This window comes from Curvibacter sp. EU05-FHT14A10, from assembly GCF_058791075.1.
In genome coordinates this window covers 33,340-53,957 of record NZ_JBYTDE010000023.1, presented here as the reverse complement: position 1 = coordinate 53,957, position 20,618 = coordinate 33,340, and the positions used below count along the sequence as shown (strand labels likewise).

Here is a 20,618-nt window from a genome sequence, read left to right as displayed (position 1 = left end):
CGGTCTGTGCGACCCGCCTTTTTAGCGCTTCCAAGAGCGGCCCTCGCGGCTCAAAGTGACGCCTCTCCGCCGCACCGGGTGACGTTCGGCAAATGAGGGCACTGTCTTTTCGGGCCTTTCATCCTCATCCCGTTCTCTCACCCCTCGGCACCCATCGGGGACGGTGGCTTGGCGATGAAGGCCTGCTTTTCATGGCGATCAAAGCCCGCTGACTCATAGAAGCGCAGCGTGGCGGGGTCTTTGCGGCCGGTCATCAGCATGACCTTGTAACAGCCCGCCGACCAGGCCTGTGCGAGCGCATGTCGGAGGATCGCCTGACCGTGACCTTGACCTCGATGTTCGGTATGGGTGACGACGTTCTCGATCACGCCATAGGGTCTGCAGCCCCGGGTGAGGTTGGGAATGAGGGTGAGGTTGCAACTCGCGATCAACTGCTCATTCAGGTAGCCTCCAAAGTACCGATACCGAGGGTGGCTCAGCAACTCGTGCCACACGCTTTGCACGATGTTGGTTTCAGGCAATGGGTCGTCTGTGGTGTGCAGGTGTTTGTACAGTGCCAGCAGGTCGTTCAATTCGCTGGCGTCAATCAGTCGGATCTTCATGTGTTGTGCTCCTGGTGTCTGAAGCCGTCCCGGTTCGGGCCACTTGAGCCGATTTTGTGGGGTCCCCACCCTAGCGCAAGCCGGGCACAAGGCGCCCTTTCAATGGGGCCCAGGCCAGATACCCCCATGTGCTCGCCCCCTGCGATTTCACTTGGCCAATACCCCGCCACCCACCGCCCCAGGCCACCCGGCGCGCGCTGATCCCTGCCAGGCCTCCAGCTCCCGCACCGGCACGGGACGGCTGAACAGGTAGCCCTGAAATTGCTGGCAGCCGTTGTCCACCAGAAAGGCGTGTTGCTCTGGGGTTTCGACGCCTTCGGCGATGACCTGCAGGTTCATGGTGCTGCCCAGGGCCAGCACCATGCGCACGATGGCGGCGCTGTTGGCTTCGGTCAGCACGTCGGCCACAAAGGATTGGTCGATCTTGAGTTTGTTCAGCGGCAGGCGTTTGAGGTAGTTCAGGGACGAGTAGCCGGTGCCAAAGTCGTCCAGCGAAAACGTGACACCGTGGCTGGCCAGGGTGAGCATTTTGGTCTTGATGTCGTCGATGTCTTCGACCAGCATGGTTTCGGTCAGCTCCAGTTCCAGTCGGCTGGGGCTGAAGTGGTGGTGCTGCAGCAGTTCCAGCAGTTTGGGCACAAAGTCGGCCTGGCGAAACTGGCGCTGGCTGATGTTCACGGCCAGGCACCACGCGCTGCGCTCGGGGTGTTCCGACCAGGCCTGCAGTTGGGTGCAGGCGGTCTCCAGCACCCATTGGCCGATGGGCACGATCAGGCCGGTCTGTTCGGCCAGGTCGATGAACTGGCCAGGCATGACCAGGCCGCGCGTGGGGTGGCGCCAGCGCAGCAGGGCCTCGGCGCCCAGCACCCGGCCCGAGGTGTCCAGTTGGGGCTGATAGTGCAGCTCGAACTGGTGCTGCACCAGGGCCTGCACCAGGTCGGCCTCCAGCTCGGATCGCTCGGTGGCGTCGGTCAGCAGCACGTTGACCAGCAGGGTGAGCATGGTGGTGGCGGCCAGGGTCTGCAGCCAGGTGCCGGGCACGCGGATGTCGTCGGGCAGGGCGTAGCCAGGCACGAAGTTGGCGGTGGTGGCGGCCAGCACCACAAAGGTGCTGAGGCAGAGCAGGGCCACGCCGTAGCGCAGGCGCGGGTCGTCGTCGCGAAAAGCCACCAGCGCGGCCACACCCAGGCCCAGCAGGTACAGGTGGGTGGATCGCGGGGCCAGGGCACTGGGTGGGTCCAGCAGCACGGCATTGCCGATGACGATGATCAGCAGGCTGCCAAAGATGACCAGGTTGGCGGCCTGGCGCCGGTTCAGGCAGGTCAGGGTCAGGCTGATCAGCCCGAAGAAGAAGAGCATGGCGTCCATGCCCACCACCAGCCACAGGTTCTTGGAGACGAAGAACGCGCCCCACACCAGGCCCATGGTCATCATCATGACGCTGGTCAGCAGGCGCACGCGCCGCTCTCGCCGGTGGTACAGCAGCCCCAGTTCGGGGGCCACCCACAGGTGACGCAGATTGCGCATGAGACGTGCGGCGGCGTTCGGCATCGTTTCCTTCAACCTCCCTTGTTTATTCTGGCAGCAACCGTGGGGCTTGTCTTGCTCTCAGGCAAGACTGGAATGCTGAGCGGGTCTTGGTCTGGGGCGGCCTGTTAATATTTTTGCCCCCGCTTTGCCTGGGCTTCACCCCAAGGGGGTGGGCTTGGCGTCTACAGTCGGGGCCTCCGGTCGCGGGCCGGAGGCGGTTTGTCTGGGTTGTCGATGCAGAGTGTTCTTTCTCTTTTGGCCTTGTTGCTGTTGGTGGCCTGTTCGGGCGTGATGGCGCGCTTCTGGCCGCGGCTGCCACAGCCGCTGCTGCAGCTGTTGATGGGGGCGATGGCGGCCTGGCCGGCCTCGGGCCTGCGGGTGGAGCTGGACCCCGCCACGTTCATGTTGCTGCTGGTGCCGCCGATGTTGTTTGCCGATGGTTGGCAGATGCCCAAGCGCGAGTTCGGCGCCAACATGTGGCCGATCCTGCTGCTGGCGGTGGGGCTGGTGCTGGTCACGGTGTTGGGGGTGGGGCATGTGATCCACTGGCTGCTGCCGGCCATGCCGCTGTCGGTGGCTTTTGTGCTGGCGGCGGTGTTGTCGCCCACTGATGCCTTGGCCGTGTCGGCGGTGGCGCATCGGCTGCCGATGCCGCCGCGGTTGCAGACCATTCTCGAGGGCGAGTCGCTGATGAACGACGCTTCGGCCCTGGTGGCGGTCAAGTTTGCGGTGGCAGCCACGCTCACCCAGCAGTTCTCGCTGGGGCGTGCCCTGCTCGACATGGTGTGGATGTCGGGCGGCGGGGTGCTGGTGGGGCTGGTGTTCGCGCGGGTGTTTGCCGCCTTGCACGACCGTTTTCTTTTCTGGCGCGAGGGGGCCGAGGCTGCCCCGCCCGTGCTGGTGATTCTGCTGATGCCCTTCGGCCCCTACCTGCTGGCCGAGCATTTCGGCCTGTCGGGGGTACTGGCCGCGGTGGCCGCCGGCATGGCGGCCAGCCAGTTCGATGTGCGCAGCACGCGCTTCAATGCCTTTCATGTGCAGGCCCAGGGCACCTGGGAGGTGATCCGCTTTGCCTTCACCGGCCTGGTGTTCGTGCTGCTGGGCCAGCAATTGCCCGAGCTGCTGCAAAACCTGCAAGAGCCGCTGCAAGACCTGAAAGAGGCAGGTGCCCCGGTGCACCACGGGCATGCGTTGGGGCCGTTGCTGGTGAGCACGGCCGGCATCGCCCTGGCCTTGCTGGCGGTGCGGTTTGTCAGCCTGGCCGTGGGCGCGGCCCTGCCGGCCTGGTTGCCCAGGCGCTGGCGCCGGGGCACGGTGCGACCGGTGCCGCTGAGCTGGGTGGGGGTGGCTTCGCTGGGCGGCATCCGCGGCGGGATCACGCTGGCAGCGGTGCTGGGTTTGCCGGTCTTGCTCTCCGATGGCACGCCGTTTCCGGCGCGCGAGCTGCTGATTTTTCAGGCGACGATGATCATCGTGATCTCGCTGCTGGGGGGCAGCATCGGCTTGCCCTGGCTGTTGCGGCGCCTGGGCACGGCCAGCGGGCCGGGCAGCCTGCGGCGCAACCGCGAGCTGCGCTGGGCGCGCAAGCGTGCCTCGCGGGCCGCTTTGCTGGCCCTGCGCTCACCGGCGGTCGATGCGGAGGTCGACCGCGTGGCCGACGCGGCGCAAGGCCCTGCCCGCGAGGCCGCCGACGAGGTGCGCCAGCGCGTGCAGCACCTGTACCACCACCGCCTCAATGAAGCGGTGGGCGATGAAGAGTCACGCCTGGTGTCGCAAGGTGTGCTGGCCCTCGAAAAGCACCTGCGCCTGATGGCGCTGCAGGTCGAGCGCGAAGAGCTGGCCGGCCTGCGCGAGCGGCACCAGATCAACGACGAGACCTACCGTGTGCTGATGCGCGAGATCGACCTGGTCGAACTGGTGCTGCGCGGCGCCATTCACTGACGCAACGCGGGCTCGGCGGCCAGCAGGGTGTCGAGCGTGATCAGGGCCTGATCGAGGGCGTAGTCGCCCAGTTGCCGATCCATCTGCTCGGCCGCCTGGGGGTGCAGGGTGCGCAGCTCGTCCGCCAGCGCGGCGTAGGCCGTGGTGGCGCGCACGTCGTCGGTGCGCAGCAGCTCGCGCAGGCTCTGCAGGGGCGCAGCCAGGCTGGCCGGATCGATCGCCGGCCGGGGGGCTCCAGGTGTGGTGGCGGGGGCCGCCAGAGCCCGCAGCCAGGGGGCCAGGGTGTTGAGCTGGGTGGCCAGTTGATTGAGTTCTGCCGGCTCGGTGGGGCAGCCCGGCTGCTTGATCCGGTGCTCCAGGGCTTCAGCGGTGTGCTGCACCGCACTCAGGCCCAGGGTGCCGGCCAGGCCCTTGAGGGTATGGGCCGTGCGCTGGGCGCCTTCTGTGTTGCCGGCCTGCAGCAAGGCCTGCACCGATTGGGCATCGGCACCGTGCTCCAGGCCAAAGCGGTGCAGCAATGCCATCAGCCGCTGCGGGCGGCCCAGCACGTTGCGCAGGGCCTGGCTCAGCGACAGGCCGGGCACGGCGAGCAGGGCAGGGGGCAGGTCGGGCGGCAGGGCCTCGGCTGGGTGGGCTTCAGGCGTGGTGGCGGGTGCCGTGCCGACGGGCTCGGCGGTCGACGGCGCAGGGGTGTCCGCGAGCTTGGGGGGCAGCCATTGCAGCAGGGTGCGGTACAGGCCTTCGGGGTCGACCGGTTTGGCGATGTGGTCGTTCATGCCGGCGGCCTGGCAGGCCTGCCGGTCTTCCTCGAACGCATTGGCGGTCATGGCCAGGATGGGCGTGAGGGCATGGCCGGGCAATTGCCGGATGGCACGGGTGGCCTGAAGGCCATCCAGGTGCGGCATCTGCAGGTCCATCAGGATTAGGTCGTAGGCGGTTTCGCGGGCGCGCTCCAGGGCTTCCTGGCCGTCCTGGGCCAAGTCCACCTGCAGGCCGGCATGGCTCAGCAGGTCCAGGGCCACCTCCTGGTTCAGGGCGTTGTCTTCGGCCAGCAGCAGGCGGGCCTGGCGGTACCGGGCCAGGGCCTGTTCCACGTCGCTGCGGCCCGCCGTCAGGGCCGGGGGGCGGGTGGGGGCGGGCGCGCTGGCCTGGGCTGCGGCGGTGCGCCCCGCGGCCTCGCGTGGGCTGGCGTGCTGGGCCTGGCCAAACGGCGCCTCGATCCAGAAGGTGCTGCCCTGGCCCAAAGTGCTGTCCACGCCCACGGTGCCGCCCATCATGTCGGCCAGGCGGCGCGAGATCACCAGGCCCAGGCCGGTGCCGCCAAAGCGACGTGTGGTGGACACGTCGGCCTGTGCAAACGGCTGGAACAGGCGCTGCTGCTGCTCGGGGCTGAGGCCGATGCCGGTGTCGCGCACTTCAAAGCGCACCCACAGGCGCGGGCCTTCCTCGCGCAGCACACGCCCGTGCAGCAGCACGCGGCCCTGCTGGGTGAACTTGATGGCGTTGCTGGTGAAGTTCAGCAGCACCTGGCCCAGTCGCAGGCCATCGCCGTGCAACTGGGCGGGCAGGGTGGCCATGTCGGTCTGCAGGGCCAGGCCTTTGTCGGCGGCGCTGTCGCCCAGCAGGTTGCACAGGTTGCCGATCACATGGGCCACCTCGAAATCGGTCGGGTCCAGCGACATGCGGCCGGCCTCGATCTTCGAGAAGTCCAGGATGTCGTTGATGATGCCCAGCAGGTGGTGGGCGGCGTCGTTCACCTTGTCGAGCCGGCTGCGTTGTTGCGGGCTCACGTTGTCGCGCTGGATCAGGTGGGTGATGCCGATGATGGCGTTCATCGGCGTGCGGATCTCGTGGCTCATGTTGGCCAGGAAGGCGCTCTTGGTCCGGTTGGCGGCTTCGGCGGCCTCTTTGGCTGCGGCCAGTTCGGCGGTGCGCTCGGCCACCATGTCCTGCAACTGGTTCTGGAAGCGCAGCAGGGCGCGCTGGTCTTCCTTCTGGCGGGTGATGTCGGTCCAGATGGCCGAGATGTAGCGCCGGCCCTGGATCTCGATGATGCGCGAGCTGATGGCCAGGTCGAGCAGGCTGCCGTCCTTGCGGCTGCGCTGTACCTCGTCGTGTGCGGCGCCTGCCTCCTGCACGGCGCGCAGGCGCTCCTGCAACTGCCCCCGGCCCTGGGCGGGGGTCACGTCGTAGATCGTCAGGTGGCCGAACTCCTGGCGGGTGTAGCCCAGCAGGGTGCAGGCCGCTTCGTTGAACTCGACGAAGGCCAGGGTCTCCAGTTCGATCAGCACGATGCCGTTGTCCGACTGGCTCATCACGGCTGCGTACATCTGCTCGCGTTGGCGCAGGGCTTCGCCAGCCTGGCGCACCACCGTCATGTCCTGTGCCATGCCGTCGGCCCAGATCACCCGGCCGGAATCGTCCCGGTTCAATTCGGCGCGCTCGCGGATCCAGCGGGTGACGCCCTGCAGCACCACCCGGTGCTCGATGTCGTAACGCTTGCCCTTGAGGGCCGCGTGCCAGGCCTGGCGCACGGCGTCGCGGTCTTCCGGGTGCACCATCTCCATGAAGCTGGCGGCGGTGATGGGGGTGCCTTTGTCCACCCAGAACAACTCGTAGGTTTCGTCAGACCAGCGGATGCTGCCGTCGCGCATGTGCAACGTCCAGCTGCCGATGCGGGCCAACTGCTGGGTGCGGCGCAGCGTGGCCTCGCTGTCGCGCAGCGCGTGTTCGGCCGAGCGCGCGGCGGTGATGTCGCGCGCCACGCCCAGCACGCCCAACAGGGCACCGTCCTGGTCGTACAGCGGGGCCTTGACGGTCTGCACCAGCTCGCGGTGCTGGTCGCTGGCAAAGGTCAGCCATTCTTCGTTGCTCACGGGATGGCCCGCCAGCACGGCCTGCAGGTCGTTCTGGCGGAACAGGTCGGCCAGGTCGCGCGTCACAAAGTCGTAGTCGGTCTTGCCCAGCAGTTCGGCCTCGGGGTGGCCCATCAGGTCTTCGAAGCGCCGGTTGCATTGCAGAAACACGCCCTCGGCGTTCTTCAACCAGACCAGGTCGGGCATGCCGCGCACCAGGCTCTTGAGGCGGTGGCGTTCGGCGTCCAGGGCCAACTGGGTCTGTTGGCGCGCCTCCAGGGTGCGCACAAAGTTGACCACCGCCTGGGCCAGGTCGCGCACCATGCTGTTGCGCGTGCGGGTCAGGGCCTCGACATGCGACAGGGTGCCCAGGTCCAGGGGCATGGCCGCCTCACCCGCGGGCGATGGGGCGGATCGGGCCGCCTGGCTGAGCTGACCCAGTGCCCCGGCCAGCAGATCGAGCGGGCGCGTCAGCCACCACGAGAGCAACAGCCAGAGCAGGCACACCAGCAACAGACTGGCCGCGGCCAGGCTGGCGGCGGTGTAGACAAAGTCGTGCCGCTGGCCGGCCATGGCGGCCAGCCGGCTGTCGACCTCTTCGGTCAGTTGCGCGGTGAGCTGGGTGGCGTGCCCAACGTAGTGCAGGTAGTGGTTCAAGGCCTCGGCCGCGCGGATCTGACCGAGGTGCGGTGAGCCTGACAGCAGCTCGGTGGCCATCATCATGTAGGCCCGGTACTGTTCGTAGGCCTCCAGGGTTTCGGCGCTCAGGGGGCGCAGGCCCTCGCCCAGGCTGTTCAGGGCCTGGGTCATCTGGTCGCGCTGCTGGTCTTGTGTCGCCAGTTCGTCCACCAGTCGCGTGTTGGCCTGGCGGGCTTGTTCCACTGTCAAACGGCCGGTCTGCGCCTGCTCCAGCAATTGGCTCAGTCGTTGGTGCAGGCCCAGCATCTGGTGCCCCAGCAGGGTGCTGTGGGTCATGGCGGTGGTCACGGCCCGCACCTCGACCTGGCGCTGGTCCTGCTGATCCACGAGGCGTTGCAAGGCCATCAGGTTGACGGCCACGGCCACGCAGGCCGCCAGCACCATGGGCACGAAGAACAACAGCAACAGGCTGGCCCGCTTTTTCATCAGCAGGGGGTCAGGCAGGTAGTCAGGCAGGGTGACCATGGCTTGGCGGTGCTTGGCGGTGCTTGGCAGGGCGGAGGGCGTCCGGGCCGGATGGGGCGTGTCAGCCCAGGGCGTGCCGAGGCGGGGTGTCGGCGTAGCGCACGGCCACCTCGACAAAGCGGGGCTGCAGGGACAGGAAGGCATCCACCACTTCGGGGTCGAAGTGCCGCCCGCGGCCTTCGGCGATGATCTGGACCACCTTGTCGATGGGAAAGGGTTCTTTGTAGTGGCGCTTGCAGGTCAGGGCGTCGAACACGTCGGCCAGGGCCATCAGGCGGGCCGACACCGGGATGTTGTCCCCCGCCAGGCCTCTGGGGTAGCCGCTGCCGTCCCATTTCTCGTGGTGGCCCAGGGCGATCTGCTGGGCAATCTGCAGAAACTCGAGTGCCGGGCCAGGGCTGCGTGACAGGTCGGGGCCATGGCCCGCCTGCACGCGCAGGATGGCCTCGTGCAGTGCGTCGGCCCCAATCTGGCTGTGCGTCTTCATCACCTCGAACTCCTCGGGGCTCAGCCGCCCGGGCTTGAGCAGGATGTGGTCCGCGATGCCCACCTTGCCAATGTCGTGCAGCGGCGCGGCTTTGGCGATCAGTCGGTCGTTGGGGGCGCGCAGGGCCTGGGCGAAGCGGGGGTGATCGCGCAGGTGCTCGATCAGCAACTCCACATAGGCCTGGGTGCGGTGCAGGTGGTTGCCGGTTTCGTTGTCGCGCTTTTCGGCCAGCAGGGCCAGCGCGTTGAGGCTCACGTCCTTGATCAGTTCGTTTTCCTCGGTGCGTTGTTGCACCTGCTGTTCCAGGTTCTCGTTTTGCTGGCGCAGGCTGTCGCGGGCCTGCTTGAGTTCGAGGTGGGTGTGCACACGGGCCAGCAGGATGGCGGCGCGGATCGGTTTGGCCACGTAGTCAACGGCACCCTGGCTCAGGCCGCGCTCTTCGTCGTCGTCGCCCGACATGGCAGTGACGAAGATCACCGGGATGTCGCGTGTGGCCGGGTCGGCCTGCAGGCGCTCCAGCACGCTGTAGCCGTCCAGGCCGGGCATCATGATGTCGAGCAGGATCAGGTCGGGGCGAGGAGGGGTGTGCACCGCGGCCAGCGCGCGCTGGCCCGAATTGGCCACGCGAACTCGGTACAAGGGGCTCAGCAACTCGCCCATCACGGCCAGGTTGGCGCTGGTGTCGTCCACCACCAGGATGGTGCTGCGGGCGTCGTCAGCGGTTGCGGTCTGGGCTGGGTCCATGGTGCGGGGCGGGTAACAGGCGCGGCCATCCTGAAGGGCTCAGGCGGGCGTTGCCTCATTTGTGATCATTTTTCGTCGGATCGGGGTGGGCCGATTGATGTACCTCAGGACTTGCGCGCAAATGGGGCCGTGCCGGCCATGCCGCCGGCTGGGGTGTGAATTCGGCCTGGATGAACGCGTGCGACGGTGCCGACTCTGATGTAACCACCTGTTAATTTAACAGACGATCGGGTTTTGGTGATTTTCAGGCCACCAGGGGGTCGGCATCCAGGGCCTCCAACTGGTCGTGCAGCAGGTGGGTCTGGCCATGCCAGTAGTCGCTGCTGCCAAACCACGGAAAGTTGATCGGAAAAGTGGGGTCGTCCCAGCGGCTGGCCAGCCAGGCGCTGTAGTGGATCAGGCGCAGCGTGCGCAGGGGCTCGATCAGGCTGAGCTGGCGGCGGTCGAATTCGCACACCTGCTCGTAGCCGTCGATCAGGCTGCCGAGCTGGCGGTTCTGCTGCGCCCGGTCGCCCGACAGCAGCATCCACAGGTCTTGCACGGCCGGGCCGGTGCGGGCATCGTCCAGGTCCACGAAGTGCGGGCCGCCGCCTTCGGATTCGGTGGGGGTCCAAAGGATGTTGCCGGGGTGGCAGTCGCCGTGCAGGCGGATCAGCTCGATCTGCCGGCCGTCAAAGCGCCCGTCGGGCAGCACCAGGGGGTGGGCCGCGATGCGCGCCAGCGCCTGCTCGCAGGCCTGGCGCCACGGGCCTTCAGCGTCGGCCGGCAACACCCGGCCTTGCAACAGGCCCTCTACTGCGGCGCGGCCAAAGGTGTGCAGATTCAAGGCCGGGCGAAGCTGGAACGGGCGCTGGGCGCCCACCTGGTGCAGCCGGGCCAGAAAGCGGCCGGTCCACTCCAGCACCTCGCCGTCGTCCAGCTCGGGCTGGCGCCCGCCACGCCGGGGCGACACCGAGAACGCAAAGCCCTCGTGCTGGTGCAGGGTGCGGCCCTGCAGGGTCAGCGGCCCCACGGCGGGCACCTCGGCGGCCTGCAGATCGGCCGAGAAGGCGTGCTCTTCGAGGATCTGGCCCTCGCTCCAGCGGCCCGGGCGGTAGAACTTCACCACCACCACGCGATGGCCCTGCACCGGGTCTTCAAGCTGCACCTGGTAGACGCGGTTCTCGTACGAGGACAAGGCCATCAGGCGGCCGTCGCCGTACAGGCCGATGCCGGCCAAGGCGTCCAGCACGGTGTCGGGCATCAGGCGGGCGTAGGGGTGCAGGGCGTTGTCGGCGGCGGGGCTGCGGGGCATGGAGTCTTCAGGCATGGCGCCATTGTCCTCCGCCCTGCGGCTTGTGCGGCCGGGCGATCACCCGAGAGGGCCGGCTTGACGAGGGTCAAGGCGTATGCCTGGCCCTGGCGCACACAATGCAGGCATGGTCACACGCAGGCGTCGTCACGTTCGTTTCATCAGTCGCAGGGGCTTGCTCTATTCGCTGTTGCTGGCGTTTCTGATGATGACCCTGGGGGGCTTGGGCTTCTGGATCGTCGAGCCCGGGGTGCACACCTTCTGGGACGGCCTGTGGCTGGCCTTCACCACCGCGGCCACGGTGGGCTATGGCGACATCGTGCCCACCACCCACTGGTCCAAGGCGTTTGCGGTGGCGGTGGTGCTGCTCGGGTTGGCGGTGCTGTCGCTGGTCACCGCCTCGGTGGCGGCCATGCTGGTCGAGGTGGACGAGCGTGAGATGGATGACGCCGTGCTCAAGGAGATCCGCCACCTGCGCGCCGACCTGCATGCGATGCAGGCCGAACTGAAGGCGCTGCGTCAGGAGACCCGGGCCGACCCGGGCTGATCCCTTTACTCGGGCTCGATGCCCGCCGCCTTGATGATGCGGCCCCACTTCTGTGATTCGACGGCCTGGAACTTGCGCTGCTCCTCAGGTGTGTTCAGGTAGGTCTCGGTGCCGGTGGGCTGGTAGAACGCGGCCTGGGCGCTGCTGTGGGCGGCCTTGTGCAGCAGCTCATTGAGCTTGGCCACCACCGGGGCCGGGGTACCGGCCGGGGCGTAAGCGGCAAACCAGTAAGTGGCCTCGTAGCCCTTCACGCCGGCTTCTTCGATGGTGGGCACCTCGGGCGCCAGGGCACTGCGCTGGCGCGGGGTCACGCCCAGGGCGCGCAGCTTGCCGGCCTTTACCTGGGGCAGGCCGGTGGCCATGTCGGTGAACATCACGTCGATCTGGCCGCCCAGCAGGTCGGTCACGGCCGGTGGGTTGCTGCGGTACGGAATGGCCAGGATGTAGGTGCCGGTGAGTTGCTTGAACATCTCACCCGCAATGCGGCTCGACGAGCTGCCCGCGCCGAACGACAGCTTGCCGGGCTGGGCCTTGGCCAGCTTGATGAACTCGCCCACGCTGCGCGCCGGGTAGTCGGGGCGCACCACCATCAACTGGCCGCCGCGGCCCAGGGCGGTGACGGGCTCGAAGTCTTTCACCGGGTCGTAGGGCAGCTTCTTGTACAGGTGCTCATTGGCGGCGTGGGTGGTGTTGGTGGCGATCAGCACGGTGTAGCCGTCGGGCTTGGCCTTGGCCACCAGTTGCGCGCCGATGAAGGCATTGGCGCCGGGGCGGTTGTCCACGATCACCGGGGTCTTGGTGTCGGCCGTGATGGCGTTGGCCAGGGCGCGGGCCAACTGGTCGGTGGCACTGCCGGCGGTGAAGGGCACCACGAAGGTGATGGCCTTGTCGGGGAACCCATCGGCCAGCACGGGGCCGGCCAGGGTGACGAAGGCGGTGGCCAGCGCGGATTGCAGCAGGGTGCGGCGGGGGATGCTCATCAAAAGTCTCCTTGTCGTTGTGGGGGGCGCTCAGGCCTCGGGGGCTTGTATCGGCAGGGTCAGCAGCAGGCCCGACAGGCTTTTGCCGTGGGCATCCAGATTGAGTGCGTCGTTCACGCCGCCCTCGAGGATGTCATGCAGCACAAAGTTCATGGCCTGCAGTTTGGGCAGCAGGTACCTCGTCACCCGCGTGGGCCGGCGGCTGGCAAACAGCGCGGCCACGCGGGCCTCGGTCACCTGTTCGACCAGCAGCGGCCAGTGCTTCGCCTGGTAGGCGATCACGCTGATGCTGGAGGTGTTGCCTTTGTCGCCGGTGCGCCCATGGGCCAGCCGGGCCAGGGGCACAGTGGCGGTGTGGGGCGTCATGGCGTGGGAGGCTGGGTCGGTTGCAATGGGGGCGGATTGTGTCACAGCAGGCTCCAGTGTTCCTTGATCCAGGCCCGGGGCACGAACCACGACTCGCTGGCCAGGCGAGGCGTGATGGCGCTGCGCACGCCGCCACCGCCGGCAGGGCCGCAGGTGTACAGGGCCAGCACTTCGCGGGTCAGCAGCTCGGCCTCGCCGCGCTGGCTGGCGCGGGCGGCCACGCGCAGACGCATGTCCTGCATCAGGCCCGCGGGGGCCAGCTCGGCCTGGCTGTCTGCCCAGGTGCCGGCGTCGTCGGCAAACAGGCTGGCCACGCCGATCAGGTCGCAGCGCACCGGTTGCAGGCCCGGGGCCAGTTCGGCCAGGCGGCTGCGCACCACCTGGGCGGCCAGCCGGGCGCGGGCCACGGCATTGGGGCCGGCATAGGAGATCTCGCCTTCGGCCAGCCAGCCCCCTTCGAAGCAGGCGGTGGTCTTGAGGGTGGCGGGGCGGGCATGACCGCGCACGCCACTCACTTGCACCCGGTCGGGCCCCAGGGGCTGCAGCGTGACCTCGCTGAGGTCAGCCACCACATCGGGTGTCAGGTAGGCGGCAGGGTCGTGGATCTCGTACAGCAGTTGCTCTTTGACTGTGCGCTCGTCCACGCAGCCCCCGGTGGCGTCGGCCTTGCCCACCACAAAGCGGCCGTCGGCCTGCACCTCCAGGATCGGAAAGCCCACGTGGGCCAGGTCGGGCACATCTTTCAGGCCCGGGTCGGCAAAGTAGCCGCCGCACACCTGGGCGCCGCACTCCAGCAGGTGGCCCGCGATGGTGCCGGCGGCCAGCCGGTCCCAGTCGTCCTCGGCCCAGCCGAAGTGCGCGAGCAGCGGGCCCAGTGCCAGGGCCGGGTCGGCCACGCGGCCGGTCACCACCACCTGGGCGCCGGCGCGCAGGCAGGCCGCGATGCCCTGGGCCCCCAGGTAGGCGTTGGCGCTGACGGGGGCATCGCTGCGCGGCCCACGCACCTGGGCCAGTTGATCGGGGCTCAGTTGGGCCAGCACGTCGTCGCCTTCAACCACCCCCACGCGCAGCGCACCCAGGCCCAGTTCGATCGCCAGCGCCTGCAGGCAGGCCGCCGCCCCGCGCGGGTTGGCCGCGCCGAAGTTGCCCACGATGGGAATGCCGTGCCGCACGCAGTCGGCCAACACGGGCCGAATGAACCGCTCCAGCGTGGGCTCGAAGCCCGCGGTCGGGTTCTGGCGGCGCTGCAACTGGGCCAGGGCCAGGGTGCGTTCGGCCAGGGTTTCGAACATCAGCACCGCGGGGCCGCCGCGGGCAACCAGGGTGCGCACCACGGGCACGGCCGCATCCCAGCGGTCGCCCGAGAAGCCGGCGCCGCAGCCGATCAGCAAAGAGGGTGGGAGAGAGGACATGGCCCGCAGTGTGGTGGGCTCAAGTGCATTTGTAAAATGGATTGATTGAATGGATTGATCCATGAAACCACTGAATCCGATCCGCTGGTCTTCGGCCGACCTGGAGGCCTTTGGCGCCTTGGTGCAGACCCGCCATTTCACGCGGGCAGCCGAGCGTTGCCACCTGTCGCAAAGCGCCTTCAGCCAGAAGATCCGCCGGCTTGAGGCCGCGGTGGGCGCGCGCCTGTTCGAGCGGTCCACCCGCCAGGTCAGCCTGACGCCGGAGGGCGAGCTGCTGGCGCAAGAGGTGCTGCGCCTGGAGCAGGAGCTGCAGCAGGCCTTGGGCCGGCTGCAGGCGCTGGCCGGTCTGCAGGCCGGGCGGGTGGCCGTGGCGGCCCTGCCTTCGATGGCCGCGGTGTGGCTGCCCGGGCTGGTGGCCGAGTGGCGTCAGCGCCACCCTCAGGTGCAGCTCACGGTGCACGACACCCTGGCCCAGGGGGCTACCACGCTGTTGCGCGAGGGGCGGGTGGACTTTGCCCTGACGGCGGGGGGTGACCTGCGCGAGTTCGACATCGAACTGCTGCGCACCGAGCCATATTGGCTGGTCTGCCCGGCGGGGCACCGTCTGGCCGAGCGGGGGGGCATGGGGGCCGGCTGGGACGACCTGGCCGGCGAAGAGTTGATCCACCTGGCCCGCAGCAGCAGCGTGCGCCAGCAGATCGAGCGCCTGAACCTGAGCCCGGGCTGGCGCACCAGCGTGCTGGAGGTGGAGCACCTGGCCACGCTGGCAGCCTTGGTGCGTGCCGGCTTGGGCCTGAGCCTGGTGCCGGAGCTGACGCTGTTTCATTTTCGCGATGCGGGCCTGGTGGCGCTGCCCTTCCAGGAGCCCGCCCTGGCCCGCCCGCTGGTGCTGGCGCGGCGCAAGGGGCAGGCGCTGTCGGTGGCGGCGCAGGCTTTGCGCGGCCTGTTGCTGGCGCGTCTGGCCGGTGACAACCCGGGTCTGGCCTGATCCGGCCCGGGGGCGGCCTCTGCTATCGTCGGGCGCCATGAAGCATCTGGCCTTTCGCTGGCTCACCGTGCGGGCGGGGCTGCAGCGTTTCTTTCGCATTTCCGAGTGGCAATGGATGTTGGGCTGGGCCGTGGTGGCCGGCGTGCTGGGGGCCTTGGCCACCGAGTCCTTCCGCTGGGCCCTGTTGCGCCTGGACCACCACCTGCTGGGGCAGAGCGGCAGCCTGGTCGCGTTGGCGCGCAGTCTGCCGGCCTGGGAGCGGGTGCTGGTGCCCGCGCTGGGCGGCCTGCTGGCCGGGGCCCTGCTGGTGCTGGCGCGCCGCGCCGCCAACCCGCAGGCCCACAGCGACTACATGGAGGCCACGGTCCTGGGGGATGGGCGCATCCCGCTGAAGTCCAGCCTGTTGCGCAGCGCTTCGTCCTTGCTGAGCATTGCCAGTGGGGGCTCGATCGGGCGCGAGGGCTCGATGGTGCAACTGGCGGCACTGAGCGCCTCGCTGCTCGGGCAAGGCCTGCGTTTTCCGGTGCCGCGCCTGCGCCTGCTGGTGGCTTGCGGCGCGGCCGCCGGCATCACCGCCGCCTACAGCGCCCCCATCGCGGGCACATTTTTCGTGGCCGAGATCGTGTTGGGGTCCATGGCCATGGAGAGCCTGGGGCCGATCATGGTGGCGGCTGTGGTGGCCAACATCGTGATGCGCCAGATGCCCGGCTACCAGCCGCCCTATGCCATGCCGCCCTTCCCGGCGGTGGCCGGGGGCGAGGTGCTGTTGTTTGCCCTGATGGGCCTGCTGCTGGGGGCCGGCGCGGCGCTTTTCCTGCGCCTGCTGGGCCAGTCGCGCGCCCTGTTCGGGCGCTTGCCCTTGCCCTTGCCGCTGCGGCTGGCCCTGGGCGGCCTGGTGGTGGGCCTGATCTCGGTGCCTTTGCCCGAGGTGTGGGGCAACGGCTACAGCGTGGTCAATTCGGTGCTGCACTCAGACTGGCCCTGGGCCTTGTTGCTGATGCTGCTGGTGGCCAAGGTGGTGGCCACCTTGTGCACGGTGGGTTCAGGCGCGGTGGGCGGGGTGTTCACGCCGGCCATCTTTTTCGGCTGCATCGTCGGTGCGCTGTTCGGGCAGGGGGCGCAGGCCCTGTGGCCGCAGGCCGCCTCGGCGCCACTGGCCTACGCGATGGTGGGCATGGGCGCATTTCTGGCCGGGGCCACGCAGGCGCCCTTGATGGCCATCCTGATGATCTTTGAGATGACGCTGAGCTACCAGGTAATGCTGCCGTTGATGGTGGCCAGCGTGATCGCTTATTTTGTGGCCCGATCGGCCCATGCCGGCGCCATGTACGACATCACCAGCCGCCGCCAGGTGTGGCAGGCCGAGCAGCAGCGCCTGCGCGCCCTGGGGGTGCGCGAGCTGATCGAGCCGGCGCAGACCGTGGTGGGCCTGGGCGCCGACCTGGACGAGATGAGCCGGCTGTTTCTGCACTATCCGGTGAAGTACCTGTACGTGGTGGACGAGGCGCAGCACTTTCAAGGCGTGGTGCCTTTGAAGCGCCTCAGCCCCGCCGAGCGCCTGCCCGACCTGGAACGCCTGCGGGCCGGTGATCTGATCAGCGCGGAGCTGCTGCCGCTGACCGCCGGCATGGGCCTGTCCGAGGCCTTGCAGCGCTTCATGGACCACCGCGGTGAGCGACTGCCGGTGATCGAGTCCGCTGACGACCCTCGGTTGTTGGGGGTGGTCAACAAGAGCGCGTTGCTGGCCACCTACGCCCGCCTCAGCGGATGAGGCTGGGAGGCCGGGCCAGGCCCGTCGCGACTTATCATGCTGTCACCGATATTTGCTTATTTCTGTAAGGATGGTTGCCATGCATAAGTTCTCGCGCAAAACGCTTCTGGCCGCCCTGGCGACCGCCTTCTGCGGCATCGCGCAGGCAGGGGGCGTGGATGAGGTGGTGAAGGCCGGTGTGCTCAAGGCCTGCACCCCGGGTGACTACAAACCTTTCAGTTTCGCCCTGCCCGATGGCAGCTACGAAGGCTTGGACGTGGATCTGGTGCAATCGCTGGCGGCTTCGCTGGGGGTCAAGGCCCAGTTCGTCAAGACCACCTGGGCCAAGATGATGGATGACTTCACCGGCGGTGCCTGCGACATCGCGGTGGGCGGCATCTCGGTGACGCTGGAGCGCCAGAAGCGGGCCTGGTTCAGCGCGCCCTACATGGTCAACGGCAAGACGCCGCTGGTGCGTTGCGCCGATGTGGCGCGCTTTCAGACCGTGGCGGCCATCGATCAGCCTGGCGTCAAGGTGGTGGCCAACCCGGGCGGCAGCAACGAGCGCTTTGCCCGCGCCAACTTCAAGACCGCCCAGCTCACCATCCACCCCGAGAACCTGACCATCTTCAACGAGGTGCTCAGTGGCCGCGCCGATGTGTTCGTGACCGAGTCGGCCGAAACCCTGGTGCAGCAGAAGCTGCACCCCGGCCTGTGCGCCGTGAACCCCGACAAGCCCCTGCAGTACGGCGAGATGGCCTACCTGTTGCCGCGCGGCGACACGCTCACCAAGGCCTATGTGGACCAATGGCTGCACTTGATCCAGGCTCAGGGCGACTACCAGCGCATGGCGGCCAAGTGGCTGAATTGAGCCCGCAACACGGCAAGGGCTGCGGACCCAGGTAAAACGCCACCGCCGGGCTGACGGACAGCCGGGCGGTGGCGTTTTGCTTCAGTCGGCTGCGGCGGTGCTTCAGACCACGGTCAGGGTCACGTCGATGTTGCCACGGGTGGCGTTCGAGTAGGGGCACACGCCGTGGGCCTTGGCCACCAGGTCTTCGGCCACGGCGCGCTCGATGCCGGGCAAGGTGATGGTCAGGTGCGCTTCGATGCCGAAACCGGCCGGGATCGGGCCGATGCCGACCTTGGCCTGGATGGTGGCGCTGGCCGGGATGGCGATCTTGGCGGCGCCGGCCACGTGCTTGAGGGCGCCCATGAAGCAGGCCGAGTAGCCGGCGGCAAACAGTTGCTCAGGGTTGGTGGCACCGCCGGCACCGCCCAGTTCCTTCGGGGGGCTGAGCTTCACGTTCAGCAGGCCGTCCGAGCTGACGGCGTGGCCGTCGCGGCCACCGGTGGAGGTGACGTCGGCGGTGTACAGAACTTTGTCGAGGTGGGTGGTCATGGTGCTGCTCCTGTGAAATGTCTGCCAGGCAGACGGGTGGGGGTTGGTTGACGAAAACAGAAAAATGAATCGGGACTCAGCCGCCGGCCAGGTGGCCGCGCAGGGTCTTGAGCTGGTCGGTCAGCGCCATCAGTTCGGGCAGGCTGCACTGGCTTTGCTGCAGCACACAGGCCGGAATGCGTTCGGCGGTATCACGCAGGGCGCGGCCAGCCGGTGTCAGGGTGATGCGCACCCGGCGCTCGTCCTGAACATCGCGCAAGCGGCCCAGCAGCCCCGCACCTTCCAGGCGCTTGAGCAGCGGGGTCAGGGTGCCCGAGTCGAGGAAAAGGCGCTCACCCAGGGCCGACACGGTCAGGCCATCCTGCTCCCACAGCACCAGCATCACCAGGTATTGCGGGTAGGTGAGGCCGATCTCGTCGAGCAGGGGCTTGTACAGCTTGGTCATGGCCAGCGAGGCCGAATACAGCGCAAAGCAGACCTGGTTGTCCAGCCGCAGCAGGGCGGGGCTGGGGGTGTCGGGTTGTGCGTTGGTGTCCATGGGTTGAATTATTGCTGGCAATTAAATTGTGCGCAATTTAATTGATTAAAACCCTGCAGGTCGCAGGGAATCCCGGGGTCAGCGACCCGTGAAGCGGGCTGGGCGCTTGTCGATGAAGGACTGCACGCCTTCGCGGGCGTCGTCGCTGCGCGACAGCCGCTGCTGGGTGTCGATGAAGTCGTGCATGGCGACCAGGGGCCCGTGTTCGATGGCCTTGAGCACGTTCTGGCGCGTGGCGACCACGGCCAGGGGGGCCTGCTCGGCGATGGCCTGTGCCAGCGCCAGTGCCGTGGCCAACGCTTGCCCGGCGGGCACCACTTTTTGAACGAAGTTCAGGCGCAGGGCCTCGGCGGCCCCGAACTCGTCACCGGTCAGCAGGTGCAGCAGGGCATTGCCCAGGCCGGCGCGCTCGGCCATGCGCAGGGTGGCGCCGCCGGTGGCCATGATGCCGCGCTTGACTTCGAGCTGGGAGAAGCGGCAGTCGTCGGCTGCCACCACGATGTCGGCGGCCAGCATCAGCTCGATGCCCAGGGTGTAGGTGATGCCTTGCACGGCCACCACCATGGGCTTGGTGCGTCGGCGGTAGCCCGGCATGCCCAGGTCCACCGGGTCGACCAGACCCAGGGGCACGGCTTTTTCGCCGCGTTGCATCAAGGGGGCAATGGTGGGCAGATCCAGCCCGGCGGTGAAGTGGTCGCCAAAGGCGTGCAGCACGCCCACGCGCAGGGCGGGGTCGTCGTCGAGTTGGGTGTAGGCCAGCCCCAGTTCGCGGTACATCTTGGGCGTGAAGCCGTTGCGCTTGTTGGGCCGGTTGATGCCGATCAGCAGCACGCTGCCGCGCACTTCGGTGTCGATGCTGCCTTCGGGGTGAAGGGGCGTGGGGGTGGGGGGATGGTCGTGGGGCTGGAAAGGGGTGTTCATGCCCCCATGCTAGGGGGCCGGGTGTGGCGCCGGCGTTCACCGGCGCGACACTCCAACCCTGGGGAGAACCCGGGGTTGGCGTTGGCTCAGCGCGGTGTTCAGTAGGTGTAAACGCCGCGGCCGGTCTTGCGGCCCAGGTGGCCGGCGGCGACCATTTCCTTGAGCAGCGGGCAAGCACGGTACTTGCTGTCGCCAAACTCTTCGAGGTAGACCTGCATCACGGCCAGGCACACGTCCAGGCCGATCATGTCGGCCAGGGCCAGCGGGCCGATGGGCTGGTTGCAGCCCAGCTTCATGCCGGCGTCGATGTCTTCGGGGGTGGCGATGCCTTCGGCCAGCACGAAGAAGGCCTCGTTGATCATGGGGACCAGGATGCGGTTGACCACAAAGCCGGGAGAGTTCTTGACCGTGATCGGGCTCTTGCCCAGGGCTTCGGACAAGGCCTTCACGGCATCGTGGGTGGCGTCGCTGGTCTGCAGGCCACGGATGATTTCGACCAGGGCCATCATGGGCACCGGGTTGAAGAAATGCATGCCGATGAAGCGGTCGGGCCGGCTGGTGGCGGCGGCCAGCTGGGTGATGGAGATGGACGAGGTGTTGGAGGCCAGGATCACCTCGGGCGCCACCAGGGCATCGATCTGCTTGAGGATCTTGACCTTGAGCTCGTGGTTCTCGGTGGCGGCTTCGATCACGATCTGGGCCTTTTTCAGGTCTTCGTACGAGGTGCTGCCCTGGATGCGGGCCAGGGCGGCCTCCTTGTCGGCCGCGCTGATCTTTTCTTTCTTGATCAGGCGGTCCAGCGAACTGGCCACGGTGGCGATGCCTTTTTGCACGGCGGCGTCCGAGATGTCCACCATCACCACTTGCAGGCCCGACACGGCGCAAGCCTGCGCAATGCCGTTGCCCATGGTGCCCGCGCCAATGATGCCGACAGTTTGAATGCTCATAGTGAATGTTCCTTCAAGTAAAAACGGTTGCCAAGATGGTATCCAGATTCGATCACCCACCTTGGTAAGGCGCGTGACAGTTGTGCGGCCGCCCTGTGCCAGCCTTGATCTGGCGCAGAAATCCGGGGCCCTGCTGCCAAAAGGTCCCGAGCA

The 20,618-nt window shown here is 67.9% G+C and carries 17 protein-coding genes; 5 read left to right on the top strand and 12 right to left on the bottom strand.

The window, feature by feature from the left end; translation table 11 throughout:
* Positions 1-137: 137 nt before the first annotated feature.
* Together AC3WUT_RS27340 and AC3WUT_RS27335 are read right to left on the bottom strand one after the other, a co-directional pair.
* Positions 138-602, bottom strand: a complete 465-nt coding sequence (locus AC3WUT_RS27340; protein ID WP_492350214.1) for a GNAT family N-acetyltransferase — start codon at positions 600-602, stop codon at positions 138-140.
* 147 nt (positions 603-749) lie between these two features.
* Positions 750-2,153 carry a putative bifunctional diguanylate cyclase/phosphodiesterase gene (locus tag AC3WUT_RS27335; protein WP_492350213.1) on the bottom strand — a complete coding sequence of 468 codons (1,404 nt, stop codon included), beginning with the start codon at positions 2,151-2,153 and terminating at the stop codon, positions 750-752.
* A gap of 213 nt (positions 2,154-2,366) precedes the next feature.
* Between AC3WUT_RS27335 and AC3WUT_RS27330 the strand changes: the two genes are divergently transcribed.
* A complete protein-coding gene (locus AC3WUT_RS27330; protein ID WP_492350212.1) occupies positions 2,367-4,073 on the top strand; it encodes a Na+/H+ antiporter in 1,707 nt (568 codons plus the stop codon).
* Here the strand turns inward: AC3WUT_RS27330 and AC3WUT_RS27325 are convergent.
* From AC3WUT_RS27325 to AC3WUT_RS27315, 3 genes are all read right to left on the bottom strand, one after another.
* Entirely contained in the window at positions 4,067-8,092 is a 4,026-nt protein-coding gene (locus AC3WUT_RS27325) for a PAS domain S-box protein (RefSeq protein ID WP_492350211.1), read from the bottom strand. The genes AC3WUT_RS27330 and AC3WUT_RS27325 overlap by 7 nt on opposite strands.
* Before the next feature lie 61 nt (positions 8,093-8,153).
* Positions 8,154-9,323 carry a response regulator gene (locus tag AC3WUT_RS27320; protein WP_492350210.1) on the bottom strand — a complete coding sequence of 390 codons (1,170 nt, stop codon included), beginning with the start codon at positions 9,321-9,323 and terminating at the stop codon, positions 8,154-8,156.
* A gap of 244 nt (positions 9,324-9,567) precedes the next feature.
* Entirely contained in the window at positions 9,568-10,632 is a 1,065-nt protein-coding gene (locus tag AC3WUT_RS27315) for a serine/threonine protein kinase (protein WP_492350209.1), read from the bottom strand.
* Between the two features lie 157 nt (positions 10,633-10,789).
* On the opposite strand from AC3WUT_RS27315, the gene AC3WUT_RS27310 reads away from it, so the two are divergent.
* Positions 10,790-11,161 carry a potassium channel family protein gene (locus AC3WUT_RS27310; protein ID WP_492350208.1) on the top strand — a complete coding sequence of 124 codons (372 nt, stop codon included), beginning with the start codon at positions 10,790-10,792 and terminating at the stop codon, positions 11,159-11,161.
* Between the two features lie 5 nt (positions 11,162-11,166).
* Here AC3WUT_RS27310 and AC3WUT_RS27305 read toward each other — a convergent pair whose 3' ends face one another.
* Genes AC3WUT_RS27305 through AC3WUT_RS27295 form a run of 3 tightly spaced genes read right to left on the bottom strand, consistent with a single transcriptional unit; the run spans position 11,167 to position 13,919 of the window.
* Complete coding sequence (locus AC3WUT_RS27305; protein WP_492350207.1) at positions 11,167-12,141, bottom strand: Bug family tripartite tricarboxylate transporter substrate binding protein; 975 nt, start codon at positions 12,139-12,141, stop codon at positions 11,167-11,169.
* A gap of 30 nt (positions 12,142-12,171) precedes the next feature.
* Complete coding sequence (locus AC3WUT_RS27300) at positions 12,172-12,507, bottom strand: AtuA-related protein (protein ID WP_492350206.1); 336 nt, start codon at positions 12,505-12,507, stop codon at positions 12,172-12,174.
* Between the two features lie 41 nt (positions 12,508-12,548).
* Entirely contained in the window at positions 12,549-13,919 is a 1,371-nt protein-coding gene (locus AC3WUT_RS27295) for an acyclic terpene utilization AtuA family protein (RefSeq protein WP_492350205.1), read from the bottom strand.
* Between the two features lie 61 nt (positions 13,920-13,980).
* On the opposite strand from AC3WUT_RS27295, the gene AC3WUT_RS27290 reads away from it, so the two are divergent.
* The 3 genes from AC3WUT_RS27290 to AC3WUT_RS27280 all read left to right on the top strand — a co-directional run bounded on the left by AC3WUT_RS27290 (position 13,981) and on the right by AC3WUT_RS27280 (position 17,528).
* The gene (locus tag AC3WUT_RS27290) at positions 13,981-14,907 is read left to right on the top strand and encodes a LysR family transcriptional regulator (protein ID WP_492350204.1); all 927 of its coding nucleotides are present in this window, start codon (positions 13,981-13,983) and stop codon (positions 14,905-14,907) included.
* Positions 14,908-14,944: 37 nt separating this feature from the next.
* A complete protein-coding gene (locus AC3WUT_RS27285; protein WP_492350203.1) occupies positions 14,945-16,678 on the top strand; it encodes a ClcB-like voltage-gated chloride channel protein in 1,734 nt (577 codons plus the stop codon).
* 79 nt (positions 16,679-16,757) lie between these two features.
* Positions 16,758-17,528 (top strand): transporter substrate-binding domain-containing protein, encoded by a 771-nt coding sequence (locus tag AC3WUT_RS27280; protein ID WP_492350202.1) that lies wholly within the window; start codon positions 16,758-16,760, stop codon positions 17,526-17,528.
* A gap of 102 nt (positions 17,529-17,630) precedes the next feature.
* Here AC3WUT_RS27280 and AC3WUT_RS27275 read toward each other — a convergent pair whose 3' ends face one another.
* The 4 genes from AC3WUT_RS27275 to AC3WUT_RS27260 all read right to left on the bottom strand — a co-directional run bounded on the left by AC3WUT_RS27275 (position 17,631) and on the right by AC3WUT_RS27260 (position 20,465).
* A complete protein-coding gene (locus tag AC3WUT_RS27275; RefSeq protein ID WP_492350201.1) occupies positions 17,631-18,059 on the bottom strand; it encodes an organic hydroperoxide resistance protein in 429 nt (142 codons plus the stop codon).
* Between the two features lie 76 nt (positions 18,060-18,135).
* Positions 18,136-18,597, bottom strand: coding sequence for a MarR family winged helix-turn-helix transcriptional regulator (locus AC3WUT_RS27270; RefSeq protein WP_492350200.1), 462 nt, complete (start codon positions 18,595-18,597; stop codon positions 18,136-18,138).
* Positions 18,598-18,675: 78 nt separating this feature from the next.
* Positions 18,676-19,518: a crotonase/enoyl-CoA hydratase family protein gene (locus AC3WUT_RS27265; protein ID WP_492350199.1), complete on the bottom strand. Its 843-nt coding sequence runs from the start codon at positions 19,516-19,518 to the stop codon at positions 18,676-18,678.
* Positions 19,519-19,616: 98 nt separating this feature from the next.
* The gene (locus tag AC3WUT_RS27260; RefSeq protein ID WP_492350198.1) at positions 19,617-20,465 is read right to left on the bottom strand and encodes a 3-hydroxybutyryl-CoA dehydrogenase; all 849 of its coding nucleotides are present in this window, start codon (positions 20,463-20,465) and stop codon (positions 19,617-19,619) included.
* Positions 20,466-20,618 lie beyond the last annotated feature (153 nt).